Annotated in this window: 18 protein-coding genes; 13 read left to right on the top strand and 5 right to left on the bottom strand. The window is 46.8% G+C overall.

Going from position 1 to position 17,592, the window contains the following annotated elements:
- Positions 1-74 precede the first annotated feature (74 nt).
- Entirely contained in the window at positions 75-539 is a 465-nt protein-coding gene (gene asnC, locus VEJY3_RS00325; RefSeq protein WP_024372756.1) for a transcriptional regulator AsnC, read from the bottom strand.
- A gap of 121 nt (positions 540-660) precedes the next feature.
- Between asnC and VEJY3_RS00330 the strand changes: the two genes are divergently transcribed.
- Entirely contained in the window at positions 661-1,440 is a 780-nt protein-coding gene (locus tag VEJY3_RS00330; protein WP_014230468.1) for a class I SAM-dependent methyltransferase, read from the top strand.
- A 183-nt stretch (positions 1,441-1,623) separates the two neighbouring features.
- Positions 1,624-2,196: a hypothetical protein gene (locus VEJY3_RS00335; RefSeq protein WP_014230469.1), complete on the top strand. Its 573-nt coding sequence runs from the start codon at positions 1,624-1,626 to the stop codon at positions 2,194-2,196.
- A gap of 57 nt (positions 2,197-2,253) precedes the next feature.
- Here the strand turns inward: VEJY3_RS00335 and VEJY3_RS00340 are convergent, their stop codons facing one another.
- Together VEJY3_RS00340 and uspA are read right to left on the bottom strand one after the other, a co-directional pair.
- Positions 2,254-3,132: a carboxylate/amino acid/amine transporter gene (locus VEJY3_RS00340; RefSeq protein WP_014230470.1), complete on the bottom strand. Its 879-nt coding sequence runs from the start codon at positions 3,130-3,132 to the stop codon at positions 2,254-2,256.
- 64 nt (positions 3,133-3,196) lie between these two features.
- Positions 3,197-3,622 carry a universal stress protein UspA gene (gene uspA / locus VEJY3_RS00345; protein WP_014230471.1) on the bottom strand — a complete coding sequence of 142 codons (426 nt, stop codon included), beginning with the start codon at positions 3,620-3,622 and terminating at the stop codon, positions 3,197-3,199.
- Positions 3,623-3,849: 227 nt separating this feature from the next.
- Between uspA and ftnA the strand changes: the two genes are divergently transcribed.
- The 3 genes from ftnA (at position 3,850) to VEJY3_RS00360 (ending at position 6,141) form a co-directional block, all read left to right on the top strand.
- Positions 3,850-4,377 (top strand): non-heme ferritin, encoded by a 528-nt coding sequence (gene ftnA, locus VEJY3_RS00350; protein ID WP_014230472.1) that lies wholly within the window; start codon positions 3,850-3,852, stop codon positions 4,375-4,377.
- A gap of 90 nt (positions 4,378-4,467) precedes the next feature.
- The gene (gene uspB, locus VEJY3_RS00355) at positions 4,468-4,791 is read left to right on the top strand and encodes a universal stress protein UspB (RefSeq protein WP_014230473.1); all 324 of its coding nucleotides are present in this window, start codon (positions 4,468-4,470) and stop codon (positions 4,789-4,791) included.
- A 156-nt stretch (positions 4,792-4,947) separates the two neighbouring features.
- On the top strand, positions 4,948-6,141 hold the full coding sequence (locus VEJY3_RS00360) for an NAD(P)/FAD-dependent oxidoreductase (RefSeq protein WP_014230474.1): 1,194 nt from the start codon (positions 4,948-4,950) through the stop codon (positions 6,139-6,141).
- A gap of 85 nt (positions 6,142-6,226) precedes the next feature.
- On the opposite strand, the gene VEJY3_RS00365 is transcribed toward VEJY3_RS00360, so the two are convergent.
- Positions 6,227-6,925, bottom strand: coding sequence for a DUF1566 domain-containing protein (locus VEJY3_RS00365; protein WP_014230475.1), 699 nt, complete (start codon positions 6,923-6,925; stop codon positions 6,227-6,229).
- Positions 6,926-6,938: 13 nt separating this feature from the next.
- Complete coding sequence (locus VEJY3_RS00370; RefSeq protein ID WP_014230476.1) at positions 6,939-10,463, bottom strand: DUF1566 domain-containing protein; 3,525 nt, start codon at positions 10,461-10,463, stop codon at positions 6,939-6,941.
- A gap of 241 nt (positions 10,464-10,704) precedes the next feature.
- Between VEJY3_RS00370 and VEJY3_RS00375 the strand changes: the two genes are divergently transcribed.
- The 8 genes from VEJY3_RS00375 to VEJY3_RS00410 are packed head-to-tail and all read left to right on the top strand — an operon-like array spanning position 10,705 to position 17,592.
- Positions 10,705-10,932, top strand: a complete 228-nt coding sequence (locus tag VEJY3_RS00375) for a Flp family type IVb pilin (RefSeq protein WP_014230477.1) — start codon at positions 10,705-10,707, stop codon at positions 10,930-10,932.
- On the top strand, positions 10,922-11,362 hold the full coding sequence (locus tag VEJY3_RS00380) for a prepilin peptidase (protein WP_014230478.1): 441 nt from the start codon (positions 10,922-10,924) through the stop codon (positions 11,360-11,362). Before VEJY3_RS00375 ends, VEJY3_RS00380 begins: the two co-directional genes overlap by 11 nt.
- 12 nt (positions 11,363-11,374) lie before the next feature.
- Entirely contained in the window at positions 11,375-12,265 is an 891-nt protein-coding gene (cpaB, locus tag VEJY3_RS00385) for a Flp pilus assembly protein CpaB (RefSeq protein ID WP_076633422.1), read from the top strand.
- A gap of 3 nt (positions 12,266-12,268) precedes the next feature.
- Entirely contained in the window at positions 12,269-13,693 is a 1,425-nt protein-coding gene (locus tag VEJY3_RS00390; protein WP_014230480.1) for a type II and III secretion system protein family protein, read from the top strand.
- Positions 13,694-13,701: 8 nt separating this feature from the next.
- Entirely contained in the window at positions 13,702-14,259 is a 558-nt protein-coding gene (locus tag VEJY3_RS00395; protein WP_014230481.1) for a hypothetical protein, read from the top strand.
- A gap of 3 nt (positions 14,260-14,262) precedes the next feature.
- Entirely contained in the window at positions 14,263-15,390 is a 1,128-nt protein-coding gene (locus VEJY3_RS00400; RefSeq protein ID WP_014230482.1) for an AAA family ATPase, read from the top strand.
- Between the two features lie 4 nt (positions 15,391-15,394).
- Positions 15,395-16,696: a CpaF family protein gene (locus VEJY3_RS00405; RefSeq protein WP_014230483.1), complete on the top strand. Its 1,302-nt coding sequence runs from the start codon at positions 15,395-15,397 to the stop codon at positions 16,694-16,696.
- Positions 16,675-17,592, top strand: coding sequence for a type II secretion system F family protein (locus tag VEJY3_RS00410; protein ID WP_237708167.1), 918 nt, complete (start codon positions 16,675-16,677; stop codon positions 17,590-17,592). Before VEJY3_RS00405 ends, VEJY3_RS00410 begins: the two co-directional genes overlap by 22 nt.

A 17,592-nucleotide genomic window follows, 5' to 3' on the forward strand; every position in this document is an offset into this window, starting at 1 on the left:
GCAAAAACTAACAAAAAGGCCAACCATCCGGTTGGCCTTTTTTGTGCGAAATACTTTTTGGATATTAGAGTTAATTAAGGGTTTACGTTGCGGTTGATAGGGTTTTGTAACGAGATTAACGTCTCGGTGGACTGAACTTCATCAATCGCCTGCAACTTATCGATCAAGACAAATTGCAGCTCTTCAATCGACTTACACATCAGTTTAACGAAAATATTGTACGCCCCTGTGGTGTAGTAAGCTTCAACCACCTCATCGAGCGCGTTGAGCTTCTCTAGTGCGGAGTGATAGTCACGAGCCGCATTAAGGTTGATACCGATAAAACAACACACATCGTAACCAAGCTTCTTGGTATTAACGATGACCTCGGTTCCCTCGATGATCTCCGCCGACTTCATTTTCTCAATCCGCACGTGAATCGTGGCGGGGCTGACATCGAACTGCTTGGCCATTTCCGCATAAGGCGTTCTGGCATCGGCCATCAGGGTTTTTAAAATTGCGCGATCGAGGTCATCGAGTTTCGGCATGCTCGTATTCATACGATTCGTTCCATGGTTTTTGTTATGGGTTTATTTTAACCAGCTTCGCATTTACTGCAAGAAAGCCAGTAGTGAGGTAAACTCAGCGCCAGTTATCGCGATTTTTTATTGGAGCCTCCTTTTGCAACTGCAATTGATTTGTGAAGACCCGTCTCAACAGTCCCATCTTGATGAGCTTGCTGCTCGCTGGCAGTTGATCCATTCTGACGACAGTGACTTTGCTTTAGTACTAACTGCTGAACGTTTGGAGCTGCGTAAAGTAGATGAGCCTAAGTTGGGCGCGATTTTTGTCGATTTGATTGGTGGAGCGGTCGGGCATCGTCGTAAATTCGGTGGCGGCAAAGGTCAGGCAATCGCAAAAGCGGCTGGCTTAAACAAAGGCGCAACGCCAACGGTTCTGGATGGAACGGCTGGCTTGGGAAGAGATGCGTTCGTTCTGGCATCTCTGGGCTGCAAGGTACAGATGGTAGAGCGTCATCCTGTGGTTGCCGCGCTGTTGGATGATGGTTTGGCTCGTGCAAAACAAGACCCAGAAATTGGGGCTTGGGTTTCGGAGCGAATGTCGTTGATCCACGCTTCAAGTCATGATGCGCTAGAAAAACTGGCGCAGGACAGCGATTTTGTAAAGCCAGATGTGGTGTACCTCGACCCAATGTACCCGCATCCGGAGAATAAAAAGAAATCCGCATTAGTGAAAAAAGAGATGCGCGTATTCCAGTCTTTGGTTGGCGCTGATTTAGATGCGGATGACTTGCTAGAGCCCGCAATGGCACTGGCTACCAAGCGCGTAGTGGTAAAACGTCCGGATTACGCCAATTGGTTGCATGACGAAAAACCAAGTATGGCGATAGAGACGAAAAAGAACCGCTTCGACGTTTATGTTAAAGCCTCAATGGCGTAACTTTTTGACTCCTAACTCTTTCACTCCATAGCGCGAAATTTCGCGCTGTGATCCCGCTTTTCTTTCGTGACAACGAACGACATTTTCCACTTGCTAATTCGGCATACTGACGGTATATCTAAGTAAGAATTATTATTATTTCACACGTCGATGAAATGATGATTAGCTATTTGGAGTCGTCGTATGGCTAAACGCTTATGTAAAATGAATCGCAAACAGATCGCAACCAATCTGGGTGATATCCACCGTTTAGTGGTTGCGCCAAAATTTGTCTGTCGCTCGTGCGCGCGTTCTTCTGCTTCTAAAAATACGTTGTGCAAGCCAGCGGCTATTCCGCCACAAGCTTGCCAGGATAAGCCACTTCACGAGCAGCAAGCTTGTGGGCTGTTGGCTGAAGCGCTTCCAGCAGAGCCTATTGCAGTGACGCCAAAGCAAAGCGCAGAAAAAGCGGCGATCGTTAAACGTGTGGTCGAAAGAGTAAAAGAGAAAAAACTGGCTGCTCAAGTGACACCGCCTGTCGCTCTCAAATCGCCAGACCTATTTGACTTAGCCGACAAAAAATCACTCAAGAAAGCCAAGAAGACGCTGAAGAAGCATTACAAGCAACAGAAGAAGTTGCTTAAATTGGCCAAGAAGCAGCAAAAACTGCTTAAACGCCAGCGCAAGTTAGAGGCACGCAATGCCAAATTAGAAGTGATGTTGCCAACGCCATTAACGGCTGTGATGAGTGAAAGTCAGCAAGCGAAAGTGCATTAATCGAATGAAACAAAAACGCTCTCCATTTGGAGAGCGTTTTTTATTGTCTGTGGTTTGTTACTTATTTGCGTAACTCATCTCAACGCGTTTTTTCACCCAGGTCTCATTAACCCAAAGCGAGAACATAATGATGGCTCCGCCGATGGCCAGTCGCACAATGTCGACATCTCGGTTCCAAATCACGATGTTGACAATTAAGCCCGCCGGTACCAGAGCGTTATTCATTACAGCAAGCGCGCCAGCGTTGACTAAGGTTGCGCCTTTGTTCCATGCGAAGTAACCAAAGCCTGATGCGATCAAACCAAGGTAGGTCAGTATGCCCCACTGAGTAGCGGTGGTTGGCAGCTTGTCTACATTCCCCATCAATGCAAATGCGACCGTTGCCACGCACAATGCGCCCAAGTAGAAGTAACCAAATACGGTATGCTGAGGCAGGTCGACTGGCTCACTTTCCATGATGTATTTGTAACCCACCTGACCGATGGCAAAGCAGAGGTTCGCGCCCTGGACGACCAAAAAGCCGAGCAGGAAGTTTTCATTGATGCCTGCAAACTTAATCCAAGCCGCACCGACAACCGCAATCAATGCCGTGACTAAATACCAAGGCGAAAAACGGCCTTTGAGTAAATCATAAATCAGCGTGACGTAAATAGGGGTGAAAACCGTGAACAGCAGGACTTCTGGTACCGAAAGGAGCAAGAAAGACTGATAGTAGAAGCAGTACATCAAACCGAGCTGAAATCCGCCGACAATCATCAATTTGGCGATCAGCGATTTAGGTACGCCACGGAATTTCAGAAATGGAATAAATACGATGCTGGCGAGCGCCACACGCATAAATACCGAAAACCAAGAATCAACCTGACCAGCGAGATATACGCCGATCAGGCTAAATGAAAATGCCCAGAGCAGGGTGACTGCAGATAAATAAGCCATGGATGAGAACTTTTATCAATAACAAATATGTCCGCAGTCTAACCAAGTTTTCTTAACGCGCCAATCAGTCTTTTAGCGGTATGACCAGCATATCGACGGGTGAGCGATTAATTAGTTGGCGTGTCGCAGACAGAATCTTACTCCAGAAATCCTGATGATGACCACAAACCACCAAATCAATGTTGAAGTCCTGAATGGTATCGCAAAGCTCATTACTTAAATCACCACTACCGACTAAAGTATGGGTGATCGGGTATTCAGCGTATTCCGCAAAATTGGCGAGTTGAGTACGCGAGGCTTCCATGGCTTGGTGCTGTGCTTCCGCCATGTTGATATCGATAAGCCCGGTGTAGAGCTCGGCATAGTTCACATCGATGTGAATGAAAGAGACTTTCGCATCCAGAGGTTTAGCCAGAGATACGGCTTTCTTAATCAACACTTTACTGTCGTCTGACAGATCTACTGCCACAAGTATGTGTTTGTAACTCATATTGCTATCTCCTTGTAAGGTCATATACCCAAGTAACCTCGAACTGACCCCAGGGCTAAGGCTCTGACTTAATGTATCTTGAAGTCACTTGGGTATAGTTTCAGATTAGCACTAACCCCCAATAAATTTTGCTAAAGTGATCTCATATCAATATTCTAGGTAGAAAGTCTTAATGTGTTAATCATGTTATAGTTGTATGAAATGCAGGAATATAAACAGGAGCTAACATGCTGTCTCAAACTATGGTCGAACAATTGAATGAGCAAATTAATCTAGAATTTTTCTCATCCAATCTATACTTACAAATGAGTGCTTGGTGTGAAGATAAAGGTTTTGAGGGCGCTGCTGAATTTCTACGCAAGCATGCGGTAGAAGAGATGGAGCACATGCAACGCCTATTCACCTATGTAAGTGAAACCGGCTCAATGCCAATTCTAGGCGCGATTGATGCACCAAAGCATGATTTTGCAAGCTTGGGTGATGTGTTCCGTGAGACTTATGAACATGAACAAATGATCACAGAACAAATCAATAAGTTGGCGCATGTAGCATTTACAAGCCAAGACTACTCAACATTTAACTTCCTACAGTGGTACGTAGCTGAACAGCACGAAGAAGAGAAGTTGTTTAAAGGGATCTTAGATAAGATCGAACTCGTTGGTGAAGATGGTAAAGCGTTGTTCTTCATCGATAAAGATCTAGCACAAATGGCGAAAGAAGGTTCATCTTCAATCATGGATGCTCCAGCTGCATAAAGCGTTCCCCAGCGCGATAAGTAGCGGTTAAAAGACAAGCAGTGATCGTCTTTTTCTCTTGAGCATTGTTGAAGATGTAGGGAGGAAAAGATGATCAGTGGAGACACAATCTTATTTGCGCTAATGGTAGTAACCGGAGTTAATATGGTCCGGTATCTGACCACTCTTCGTTCTTTAATTCACATCATGCGTGAAGCCCATCCGTTGTTGTACCAGCAAGTGGATGGTAATGGTTTTTTTACGACCCATGGAAATGTCACTAAACAAGTGCGTTTGTTCCACTACATCAAAAGCAAAGAGTACCATCATCACCATGACGAGGTATTCACGAGCAAGTGTGAGCGTGTGAGAGAGCTGTTTGTCCTTTCAACTGCATTACTTGGCGTTACGCTGCTCGCGGCTTTTATCCTTTAAATTGGATAAGAAAAGGCCTTCGTTCGGTGCTTGGAATTTAAGCGCTTTTCCCGGTAAACATTTCTCGGTAGAATGTCGCCCGAACAAAGCAAGGATGTGCATTGAGCACATCCTTTTTTATTGTTTTTGATTTTGGATAGAGCCTAAGAGTTACCGATGAGTAAGAAATTTGATGTAGTAGTAATTGGCGCAGGCGCTGCGGGTTTGATGTGTGCTGCAGAAGCCGGTAAGCGAGGCCGCAGCGTATTAGTGCTCGACCACGCGAAAAAGCCTGGGCGTAAAATTCTTATTTCTGGCGGTGGCCGTTGTAACTTCACTAACTACGATGTGTCGGCCAATAACTACCTATGCCAAAACCCTCATTTTGTAAAATCGGCATTGTCTCAATACACCAATTGGGATTTCATCGCTATGGTCAGCAAGCACGGAATCGAGTTTGAAGAACGTGACCATGGGCAGCTGTTCTGTGTGGATGCATTCACAGCCAAAGACATTGTAAAAATGTTACTCGCAGAATGCGATATGCCAAATATTCAGCAGCGCTATCAGTGCGATGTTCACTCTATCGAAAAACAGGACGCTGGATTCCGACTGCATGCAGGCACAGAAGTGGTTGAGTGTGAATCACTGGTCATCGCCACCGGTGGTCTATCGATGCCAAAACTGGGCGCGACGCCATTTGGTTATAAAGTCGCGGAGCAGTTCGGACTTCCTGTCATTTCAACCACGGCAGGCTTGGTGCCATTTACGCTGCACAAAGAAGACAAAGAAGACTTCGCAGACCTGTCTGGGATTGCTGTGCCGGCAGAAATTACGGCTGAAGACGGCACTATGTTCAAAGAAGCGCTGCTTTTCACTCACCGAGGCTTGTCTGGCCCTTCTGTTTTACAAATATCTTCATTCTGGCGAGCAGGGCAAAAGGTTTCTATCAACCTCGTTCCGAATGATGATGTTGCCGTACTGCTGGAGCGCAGCCGCGAGAAACATCCAAATCAATCACTGAAAAATACACTGGCGAAAGTCCTGCCAAAGCGCTTGGTGGAAGTGTTGATCGAACGTAAAGAGTTAACCGACAAGCCACTGAAGCAATTTAACCCGAAAGAGCTGGCTGACATTGTCGCGCGTTTAGAAAACTGGAACGTTGCGCCCAACGGTACAGAAGGTTACCGCACGGCGGAAGTGACACTAGGTGGCGTGGATACCGACCACCTCTCTTCTAAAACCATGGAGTGCAAAAATATCAAAGGATTGTCCTTCATCGGCGAAGTGATGGATGTGACGGGTTGGTTAGGCGGCTACAACTTCCAGTGGTGTTGGAGCTCAGGTTTCGTTGCCGGGCAGTGGGTGTAGTCTCAATACAAAAAATGCTCAGCCGTGCTGGCTGAGCATGTCATAACACTTGTCTCTCACTCGTTTAGTGATGAACGACGCTGAATTATTCTTTCGGTATTTCTCGTACCAATCTCAACATACCGCTTGTTCTGCGTAATTGGTTTAGTAAGGAACCCCATCCGCTGAAGTCGACCGTATAGTAGTGTAAATAGTCGCGGTCCAATAAAACGGTATCCGACGTGATTGTCATATTCTGGTATACCGCACTCTTTTGTCTGGCTGAAATTGCTGTGTGATATCCTATTATCGTTTCATCTGTTGAATAGGGCGTATTGCCTAAATCCTCAATTTCACTTTGAGATACGTTGATTGCGTAACTGAACGCTGGATAGTTTGCTGGTATGCACTGCTCGTTGTAAATCCCTATTAACTCTTTGATATTTGGCAGTCGCCAAGGATGCTCGAGTGTACCTAGCTGCTGGTTTTCACTCTCAACGGCGTCCATGCTCGCTTGGCGGATGTTCGAGTTATAATTACTATCGCTTAGCTCATAAGGTACGGTAGGAACGCCTAAACACACATCTTGTTGGCTATCGAATGTTTGACCGACGAAGCAGTAGCTCCATTGCAATCCCGTTGTTGCGTCGTTAATTACCTTATAGTCACCAATATCCGTTGCTAAGACGTCGTGGGAAAAGCGATTATTTGGGTTGAGATCAGTGTCGGCCCCACATTGTAGTTCTGGCTCAGCGGCGAATGCAGACGCGACGAAAAACGTTAGGCTTAAACTTAAATATTTCACACTATAGTCCTTGTTACTGTTCGAGATAAAAGCCATCACTGACCAGAATTAGCGAGTTAGAAAGTCCAATACTTTTGTGATAAGTACCGAAATTGACGGTGTTTAATACTAGGTTTTCGGTGCTATTTAAGTTTTCTGCATCCAGCCACATGGTTTGCATGTTTGGAAAGTATTGGGTGTCGACGTTAGCCGGTAAATTCTTGCCAAACTTACGTGGATTACCGAAATTGAGTATGGAGACGGACTCCTGCAAAGTAGGTAAGCGCCAGTTACTTAATCCACAACGTTTCTCTTTATCGAACCACTGGATTTGATTGGCTACTGTACACTGATGAGGGTTGGTAGAAACTTCGTTACTTCCGTGCTCCGTGCATGTGGCGCTGAATTCGGTTGCCTCTTCTACAGGCTGGATGATGAACTGGTTGTCGCTGTCGTATACTGAGTACGGATCTTCTTCTTTACGGCGATGTTTTGTTTCCCAAACAAGTCCGGTGTGAGCATCCAAAACACAAGCAAAAGGCTGAGTGTTGTAACTCAAATCCTGACGAGCAAGAGGTTTTCCTTGTTGATCGAGCTTGACGTAACGCGCACCAAGTAAACCATCCTTGTTGCTATTCTCATCTTTTCCCGTGAGTGGGTCACAAGCAAAACTATTGTCTCGACCACGTGAACTATCGTCTCCAACTAAGCCTTTTGTTGCTCTTGAATCAGCGGTGTGGATTCGGCGAGGAGAGTAAGTCATCTGTGCACTAGGGCTACCAATGTTACTTTGCACACGGAGGTAATATTGTGTGTTTAAATCCAGGCCAGATATAGTGGCACGTTGTTTTTCAGTTGGTAGAGTATTCTGAGCGTAAGCAAGCTGAGTAAAGCTGTCTTCTCCCCAAGCTAATGTATAGCTTGACGCGCCCGGTTGAGAATCCCAGCCAATCGTCACCCAAGAACCTGACGCATCTTCTCCTCTTCCTTCAATTCGCAACCCCAGTAGTTGATTCTCGTCGACTAGCGATTGGCAACTGGCATCTAAACTATTGACTGGATACACCGTTACCCAGTTACCTGGTCGAACCCCACTTGGAAAATAATATTGATCCGGTTCTGAATCCCCTAGCAGAGAGGTCATTGCTTGAACTATATGAGAAATATTGACGTCGATATTCTCAATCAGAACCTGGCCGATAGCGTAGTTTGAAGCAATATGGTTTAACAGCGTTTCTATTGTGGGATAGGCATTACTGTCACTGACGCGGTATTTACTTAGGTCAATATTGAGGAGTGCAAGTAAATCTTCGTATAGATTTGCCCGTTCAGATAAATTAACCAGTGAACTAAACAGTTCGCCTTTGGCCTGCAGCGCTAAAAATGAAGCTAAAAGCTCAACTTGCTGGCGTGGCATTTGATTATACTTTTCAATGATTTGTTCATTGGTTTGAGGAACAAGGTAGGCCAGGCTCCCCGCGGAGGATATTCCAGACTTTAATAACATTGCGGATTGCGCAGTGCTGATATACCCGACATTAAGGCGCTGAAACTCATCGTGTTCAAGCACACCGTTACTGTTACCTTGTTGTGTATCCAGATTGGCAATTTCACAGAAGGAGCCTAGTACAGAACGCAGTTCCACACTCGTTTTCTCATCACGAAGATGGATAGTCAGAGTGTCTTGCATTTCATCGGCAGTGTACTCATAGCCAAACTCGTCTAACTTTCCTGGGGCACAGCGTGCATAGTTATTATCGATATCGCGCAAGGCAATGGTGGTAACAAAGCTACTTTCAGCACTTAAATCTAAGCTGTGGTGACGCTGTCCAGTACTGCTGATCAAGCTCACCGGCTGGTGGCGAAGAGGGTAACGACCGGAATCGTCGTATAAAACAGAATCTTTACCCGGAGAGTGGCGGCTACCTAGAATTATACTCAGTGATACTTGCTCCAATTCTTTCGGAAAACGGCCACTGATTTGAAGCTGACGTTCTGGCGCTATCGCCAAAATTGAGTGCTTCAGTGGATGGTTGTGATTCGCCATCACCAACTCATTCACCCGCCATTGATAGCGATAAGACTTTTGAAGTTGTGCAGGGATGGATTTTGTGAGCTCTTTGTATATGCCAGGTTGCTCATCCGCTGACAGTATTTCGTTTTCATAATGCTGCCATAACGTATAAGAAGGAGCGGTTTTAGCTTTCTCTAGAATTTTTGTACCTATTTCCTCTAATGAAAGTTCAGCCCGTGACCATTGCATTGGCGCAACCGCAAAGACGTAGTTGGGATAATCATTGGTTTCTAGCTCTAATTGATAAGCTTGATACGCGCGACGCATCTGTTCTGCACTAAAGGTCAATACGGCTTTTTCACCGTTAGGGTGGTCAAAAACACCTAACTTATCGAGAGTGTCAGATTCGACGTCGATGCTGTAGCTGCCTTCAAATCTTGTGGCTTCTTGTTGGTCGGGATTAAGTAATGCGATTTGCTCATCAAGCGCCTGTTTTTGTGCGCCGCTGATGGGTAGCGCTATATCGCTTTGTTCGCTAAGCATCTGGTATAGCGCAGCCAACTCAAGCACCAAACGTTGGTTGTAAACAAGTTTTCCATGCACGGCGAAAGCTTGCTCAACACTCAGGTTGAACTGATTGTTTGTCGCGACACGATTACCATCCTGGATGAATAAAGTACGAAGTTGGGCAGTATTGAGCACGACAACACGCTGCTCTTGTGGCGTACTCAACGGTCCATTGATTCCAGCCCATTGTTCATCTGTCAGCGCTAACGTAAAGGTGCCAAAAAAGCGCGGGGACCACTCTGTTGATTGATCAGAAATATGGCTCTTTATTGCGCTTTTTTGCTCATCATTGAGCTCAACTAATGTCGTCCTGCTACTGTCTGACAAGTAACGGCGAACCGCTTCATTTTTTTCCGCATATGGTAGGTTGCCATAATGACTGAGCTCACCTTGCAGCAGGTGTTTGGCGACGGTATTGAATGCAATTGTCACTGGGTCTAGTGAGATTGTTGGTAGTTCTTTTTCATCGATATAGCCATCGTCGTTGCTGTCCATTTTCAAAATGTTGGTCAGCGTATCCAGTTCCGCTTGAAAGTACGATGCAGCTTGAACGTCAACGCTCGCATTCGCGTCTACTTGCGCCAATTTGCTGCTTTCTATGGTCACAATTTTGTCTAGTGGCCATTGCGATAACTGAAATGTGTATTCGAATCCCCCTTCAGCCATCGTGCTTTGCCACTGCTCACAAACCTGGCCAGAACAAACTTTAAATGCGTATACATCGTTTTCATGGCTGCCTGATACAGGGCCGGAAATAGTCATAGTTGACCGACCGTTGGGTAGCGTTGGCGGTGTGATAGTACCGCCGGTGCCTGACTGGGTCGACGTACCCGAATCGGCATCTGAATCTGAGGGATTACTGCTGCCAGAACCATTATCTACATTAGAGGGGGCTGGCGCTGATCCCTGTGGTTGGTCACTACAACCGCTGATCGCTAGCACGATTGTTGCAGACAAAACAAGCTGTCTAAAGAGCATGAATATTCCTTTATACGAAAATCAAAGCAAACAAGAAATAACGCATGTACGCAATGTGGTGCTTATTGGTTGGACTGTAAAATCCTTCGTTATTTCGCTTGGAAAAAGAGGTTAATGCTAAAAAAATACATTTATACGATCAATGGATCTAAATATGATCAATAAACTGGCATTTATTATATAAATGAGATTGATTTTTACAACAGTATTGATAATAATTCTCACATCAAAAGAAATGTGAATGTTTTTTTATGAAGGAATTGATTGTATGAATGGTTTTATGTCGCTAGTTAAGCGTTACATGCATGATGAGGAAGGAGCAACCGCAATAGAATACGGTATTTTGGCCGCAGGGTTAGCTGCTGGAATATTGGCAATTTTTGGTTCTGATGGCTTATTTATCAGTGCTTTAAAAGATAAGTTTCAAACAATCATTGATGGTATGAACATGGGATCTGGTGGCGAGTAACTCTTTTTTATTGTTGCAAATTATTACGGTATTCTTGTTGCTTGTTATTGCATTGAACGATGTTTTTCAGCGCAAGGTTCCCAATATATGTTTGCTTTTGTTGTTATTCGTTGGCGTTACGGTTACGCCTTTTTATCTTCACTCGTTTTTGGCCGGGATCGCGATAGTGGTCTTTGGATTAGTGGCTTTCCACTACCGTTGGCTTGGGGCTGGTGACAGTAAGTTGCTAGCAATATGCGCCTACGCCTCTTTGGAACAGTGGTACTGGTTGCTATTAAAAACGGCTTTGTTAGGTGGAGTGTTAAGTGTCGCGTATTTGTTGTTTAACCACTTCGCAATAAGGGGAGTAATTGCGGCTAAGCCGCGAACTACCGTGCCTTATGCGGTCGCTATATGTATCGCTGCAACCACCACTATTCACTATATGTAGTTTATACCCATCATGAAAAAGTTAATTTTTGTGCTACTCGGAGGAGCGACCTTGGTCGCAATGCTGGTGGTGGCATGGTTGAGTACAACTCCAACCCAACCAGATAAGCCAGTCGAAGTGGCGTTAGAAGAAAAGGCTGTCGTACCAAGAATCTTAGTCGCGAAATACGGCATTCAAGCGGGTGCCTTGTTGAGAGCGGAAGATTTTCGCTGGGCGCCAATGCCATCTGATAGCAACACGCAACTTAACGACGTGTTTCTTGAAGGTTTTATCAAACCTGATGTGTTGAAAGGCAGCTTATTAACCCGCCGTTTGACCGCGAATCAACCACTTGCGGTATCAGACATTATTCGCCCAGAGCAGAACCAATATATGTCCGCGATGCTCTCGCCAGGCATGCGAGCGGTTACTCTGGAGATGAGCTTAGCAGGAATGAATTATGACCTACTAAGGCCGGGTAATTACGTTGATGTCGTCTTAACCAGTGAGAACGAGCACACCTCAGAAAAGGGCTTTGGGGAAATCACCAAGCGTGCAACCAGCGTGATTCTAGAAAATACGCGCCTGCTCGCGATCAATAACACTCTGACAGATATTGTGAGCGGCCCAAAACATCAAAATGAAAGTGACATGTCGATGGCTGGTGGTGACACCTTACCGATTACCTTTGAGGTTACTCCAGAAGGGGCGCAACGTTTACTGCTAGCAAAAACGTTGGGGGATTTATCTCTTATCCTGCGTGGTTATCAACAGGACGAACAGTCTATGACAACAACAACCATAGCTACGCTCTGGGATGAGCAGTTGTCGGATAACCATCATCCGGATCGTAAACCTGAGCACACCATTCGCATTTTCAGTGGTGAAGATATCCGCACTCAAGAAAAGAGCACAACGAGATAAATCATGTCCTTGCTTCGAAATTTTATACTTTGCGTATCGCTGGTTTTGTCTATCTCTCCGTGGGCGGTAGCAGCAAGTCATACCTTTAACCTTACTATCAATCAAAACCGTTTGATTACGGTGAATGATGATGTGAAAGATATTTTTGTTTCTGACCCCAACTTAGTCGTGGTTCACGCACCTTCCAACCGTCACGTGATGGTCTCTGGTAAAGCGTTAGGAGAAACCGACATTCTGGTACTTGGAGACAATGCTCGCACACTCGCGCATTACAAGGTTGTGGTTGCTGCTGATCTGTCTCAACTGGAACGAGCCGTACAACACGCGTTCCCCGATGCTCAAGTGACGTTTGTTCATAGTAAGGGAGCGATCGTTGCTATGGGTGAAGTGGCCAATGCACTTCAGGCACATGAGATCCTGAGCATGGCATCTGGGTTTGCCAAAGGGCTACAAGAGGTAGACGAACAAACCTTAGCTGCGCCAACAAGCGAAAGTAGCAGTAGCTCTGGTCGCGGTGAAGGTATGGCAAAACCGGGTGGTGGCATGGGCGTCTACCCTTTGGTTGTTAACCAGCTTAAAACCGCGGGTAGCGCTCAAGTGAATATTTCCGTGCGTATTGTTGAAATGGAGCGCTCGACCAGCGAACAACTTGGTTTGCGTTGGAGCTCTATCGGTAATATGCGCTGGGGTACATGGGACACGTTACAGACGGCACTGGGTGTAACGCCTGGTAATAAGTTCCCAACCAATAATCTGCCATCAGGCCCCGGTCAGCATGGTCTTAATGTCATCATCGATGCATTAGTTGAAGACAGTTTAGTAAACGTTCTCGCTGAGCCGAATCTGACGGCTAAGTCTGGCGAGGCGGCGACCTTTATGTCTGGTGGTGAGTTTCCTTTTCCCGTCGACAACAGTGATGACGGTGTGAGTATTGAGTTTAAACGCTTTGGTATTTCATTAGAGCTGACGCCTACAGTCTTGAGTAATAAACAGATCAGTCTCACGGTTGCTCCCGAAGTTTCTACTTTGAGCCGCGAGCACAGCGTTTCTATTGCGGGTGTCGAAGTTCCAGGTATTGAAAGCCGCCGTGCCACCACAACGATTGAATTGGCAGACGGTCAGAGCTTTGCGCTGGCAGGTCTGGTGAGAACCTATCAAGACCACAAAATCGAGGCGCTGCCGTTTCTTGGAGAAATTCCTTTCCTTGCACCGCTTTTCAGCAGCAACAGCTTTAAAAACTCGGAAAGCGAGTTAGTGATTATCGCGACAGCACATTTAGTCGAGCCAACCAGCGACCCAAGTGAATTGACCACGCCATTAGATCGCTTCCGTCCTGCGAATCGATTTGAGCGTTTGTTCTTACGCGACATGGGTGATGACCACGATGATAACCAGCGTTTGTTTGGTAACTATGGATACAACTATTAAGGATGATGATGAAATTCGCGAAATTAGCTTTGACCACATTGACCCTTTTTCTGGTGGTCGGTTGTCAGCGTCCGTATCAAACAGGAACGCATGCAACCTTTCAGGACAAAACCTCTTTTACGACAACCACTGCCAACATTGAGCTAGACCTGAAAAACATTCTTAGCCAGGTGAACAAGCGTGAAGAAAAGGGACAGATTCGTCTCGTGTTACAAGGCGGTGATTTGGATCTGCAATCCCAGAAAAATCTGCGTAATCAGTTGATGACCTATCTGCAATTACCAGTGGAGATGACTTACCACTCGGACAAGCAGAGTCAGATTGTTGCTGAGCTTGAAGTGGTGTTAAAGCCAAACACGTGTCGATACAACCGTCAGTCTCTACCTATTTCAGCGTACCCCTGCCAGCAGCTACGTAATCATTACCTGAGTGTGGTTAACAAATCGACCTGGCACCATGGAGAAGAGTATCAGGAGCACAACAGTGCTCTGACAACAGGGGCGGTACAACGTTTGTTTAATAACCAACTTAAATCGGCAGAAAGACAGCCGGTGACAGGAGAGTAAATCGTGACTGAAAGAGTATTTAATGTTGTCGCGTTTGTTCTCGATAGCCAGAGTCAACTAGTCCTTGAGAGCCTAAAAAGCGATTTAACTACGCAAGATATTCAGGTGAAAAAAGGCGATATCGAAGCCGCAAGACTTTGGTGCGTCAAACAGGGAGCGCCTGATTTACTTATCGTTGATGGTGGTGACTGTCTGGGATTGGAAGCTGCGCTGCGTAAGCTGGCGGAGTATTGTCCACCGCAGATGAAGCTGATCGTATTAGGTAAAAAACAAGAAGTTTCATTATACCGAAGCCTAATGTTCGCGGGTGTGAACGATTACCATACTACACCGCTAAATGCCGACGCGATCCGACTGAGCTTACTGCACCTTCAAGGGCACCAAGTGACTAAGCCATTGCGTCATGGGCGCGTTATTTGTGTGTTGGGAAGCACTGGTGGGTGCGGCGCGAGCACCATCGCAGCCAACCTGGGTTACTTCTTAGCCGAGAAACAACATCAGTTTGTTGCCTTGGTGGATTTTGACCTGTTCCACAGCCAACACCCGATCCTATTGGGCGCTGATTATGACCCACATTTGGAGCACATCATTGCTGATGCTGAGCGTATCGACGAAACCTTGCTGGCGCACAGTAGCCAGCAACTGACAAAGCATATGCATCTGTTTTACGGTCAGGACAGCCAGCTGCCGCACGATGATGTACAGCAGCCGGCAAAGACAATCCAAGCGCTGGCTGAGCACTACGCGACGGTTATTGTGGATGTGCCAAATCTTAACCACCCAGCGATGCCTGCAATTGTAGAACAGGCAGATAACTGCATTTTCGTCACCGACTACAGCCTGAATAGCTTCCGTTATCTGGCAAAGCTGCGCGCCAATACACCGCTGAAACACCAGCGACAAATCTTGGTCGGCAACTTGTGCCGTCATGCCAAAGGCCGAGTACCTAAGCAAGAAATCACCAAAGCGCTGGGACTTGAATTGAGCGTTGAACTGCCGTTTGACGCCAAAGCGTTTGATAAAGCGGAAAGAGAAGGCAAACCGCTGTTGGCTGAGCGTTCGAAGTTCAGCAAAAAAATTCATCAATTAGGGCAAGTGTTGGGTGCCGCTTCGGCGGAGCAGAAAGGGTAAGTCGATGTTTAAGCAAGATGTGTTAACCCACAAGACCCGCAGCCACGAACTGCTTTCGATGACGGATGACGCCAAAAGCGCATTTTACGAACTGGTCGACCCATCGATCGCCGCGAGCTTATCCCGTGATGAGCTGCTGCCGCGTGTCAAAGACGCACTCAACGTCATTTCAGGGCGGAAGATGTTGCCCTATAACCGTCAGGAATTGGCGGTCTTAGGTTTGCAATTGGTCGATGAAATGGTCGGTATCGGGCCTATTCAACCTTTGCTCGAAGACCCAGAAGTCTCCGATATCTTGGTTAATGGTCCTGAAACGATTTACGTCGAACGACGTGGCAAGTTAGAAAAAACCGATATTCGCTTTCGTGATGCCAAACATGTACTCAACGTTGCCCAGCGGATTGTAAACGCGATCGGCCGTCGGGTAGATGAATCCAATCCGATGGTGGATGCGCGACTAAAAGACGGCAGTCGGGTCAACGTCATTGCGCCACCTTTAGCGTTACATGGGACCTGCATCTCGATCCGTAAGTTCCCTGCGAGTAAGTTGATGCTGTCGAATCTGATCGACAACGACAGCCTGTCCGAGCAAATGGCGGAGTTTCTCGCGTTGGCGACCTATTGTCGCTGCAACATCTTAATCTCTGGTGGTACAGGCTCGGGTAAAACGACCTTGTTGAATGCGCTGAGTCGGCACATCAGCGAAGACGAACGTATTCTGACCATAGAAGACGCTGCCGAACTGTCCTTGGCGCAGCCCCATTGGGTGCCGCTTGAAACCCGTAATGCCAGTACTGAAGGTAATGGCGAAGTGACGGTGCGCGATCTGGTGAAAAACGCCCTACGTATGCGTCCGGATAGAATTGTACTGGGTGAAGTTCGTGGCGCAGAAGCATTCGATATGTTGCAAGCGATGAATACCGGTCACGACGGATCGCTGTGTACTTTGCACGCCAACAATCCACAAGATGCGATTGTGCGCTTAACCAATATGCTGCAAATGGGCGGAGAACGTTTGTCCGACCATATTATTCGCAGCCAGATCGTGAGTGCGATTGATTTAGTAGTGCAACTTGAACGTATGCGCGACGGGCGTCGCCGGATCACCGCCATCAGCGAAGTGGTTGGAATAAACGGTGAACAAATCGAACTCAGTCCAGTGTTCCGTTTTGAGCTTATTCGTGCTGAACAGCAGCATATCTATGGTCGATTTAGCGCTCAGTCCGTTTCCTCTGCTTTGCTTGAAAAAGCGGCTCATTTCGCCAAGGAAGATGCATTGCGTCAGTGCGTGGAGAAGTCTTCGTGAACCTACTGATTGTCTTGATTGTTTTCTGGTTGGTTGCAGGCAGGCTGGTCTGGCTCACCATCCAACGTCAGGAACATTGGCAAGGTCAGCTTAAGCGCTACACCTTGTTGAACCTGGATACTGACGCCGACCAGCGCCAACCATTCTGGTGTCACTGGACCTGGTATCAAAACCTGCAAACTTTTGTCAGCCCAGCCAAATTAAAGCAGTGGCAGCTTGGTTTGGTTGCGTCCATTTTGCTAGCACCGACAGTACTTTGTTTTAACGGTATGGACTGGTACGTGTCACTGCCGCTCAGCTTGAGTACGGCATTACTGGTGGTGTGGTTCGCCTATCAACAATTGCAGCAGAAAGCCAAAGACCAGTTTCGCGATGAACTACCGGATGTCATTGATGGCTTAATCCGCGCGTTGCGCGTTGGTGCACCGATGGCGGATGTGTTTCATGAGATGGCCCAGCAACATCAGGGCGTGACTGCTCGCTTGTTTGACAACATGCATGATGAGTTGAAGGTCGGCCAGACGCTGGACGAAGTGATGAAAAATGCCGCGCAGCGTATGCCGATAACTGAGTTTCGCTTTCTGACCATCGTTCTTAGCCTACAGCAGGAAACGGGTGGCCGTTTAACCGGAGTGCTGGAGCGACTAGGGCATACCTTGAGATCGCGCGCGGAGCTTAATGCCAGTATTCAAAGCATTACGTCCGAGTCGCGCAACTCTGCCAAAGTCCTCGCTGCACTGCCAGTTTTGGTGTGTCTGGTGCTGTTTACCACTGGACGCGAGCATTTTGATTTTCTGATGACGTCGAATGGTGGGCAAATCGTCATGGCCTATGTCGTGGGCAGCATTTTGGGTGGGTTGTACCTGATCCGCCGTATGACTCAGCTAAAGGGATAA

Origin of the sequence: Vibrio sp. EJY3 (assembly GCF_000241385.1) — a bacterium.
Lineage (GTDB): Bacteria > Pseudomonadota > Gammaproteobacteria > Enterobacterales > Vibrionaceae > Vibrio > Vibrio natriegens.

Coding starts and splice junctions, on each gene's coding strand:
- asnC (WP_024372756.1), bottom strand. CDS start 539: ATGAATACGAGCATGCCGAAACTCGATGACCTCGATCGCGCAATTTTA.
- VEJY3_RS00335 (WP_014230469.1), top strand. CDS start 1,624: ATGGCTAAACGCTTATGTAAAATGAATCGCAAACAGATCGCAACCAAT.
- VEJY3_RS00340 (WP_014230470.1), bottom strand. CDS start 3,132: ATGGCTTATTTATCTGCAGTCACCCTGCTCTGGGCATTTTCATTTAGC.
- uspA (WP_014230471.1), bottom strand. CDS start 3,622: ATGAGTTACAAACACATACTTGTGGCAGTAGATCTGTCAGACGACAGT.
- ftnA (WP_014230472.1), top strand. CDS start 3,850: ATGCTGTCTCAAACTATGGTCGAACAATTGAATGAGCAAATTAATCTA.
- uspB (WP_014230473.1), top strand. CDS start 4,468: ATGATCAGTGGAGACACAATCTTATTTGCGCTAATGGTAGTAACCGGA.
- VEJY3_RS00360 (WP_014230474.1), top strand. CDS start 4,948: ATGAGTAAGAAATTTGATGTAGTAGTAATTGGCGCAGGCGCTGCGGGT.
- VEJY3_RS00370 (WP_014230476.1), bottom strand. CDS start 10,463: ATGCTCTTTAGACAGCTTGTTTTGTCTGCAACAATCGTGCTAGCGATC.
- VEJY3_RS00375 (WP_014230477.1), top strand. CDS start 10,705: ATGTTTTTTTATGAAGGAATTGATTGTATGAATGGTTTTATGTCGCTA.
- cpaB (WP_076633422.1), top strand. CDS start 11,375: ATGAAAAAGTTAATTTTTGTGCTACTCGGAGGAGCGACCTTGGTCGCA.
- VEJY3_RS00390 (WP_014230480.1), top strand. CDS start 12,269: ATGTCCTTGCTTCGAAATTTTATACTTTGCGTATCGCTGGTTTTGTCT.
- VEJY3_RS00395 (WP_014230481.1), top strand. CDS start 13,702: ATGAAATTCGCGAAATTAGCTTTGACCACATTGACCCTTTTTCTGGTG.
- VEJY3_RS00405 (WP_014230483.1), top strand. CDS start 15,395: ATGTTTAAGCAAGATGTGTTAACCCACAAGACCCGCAGCCACGAACTG.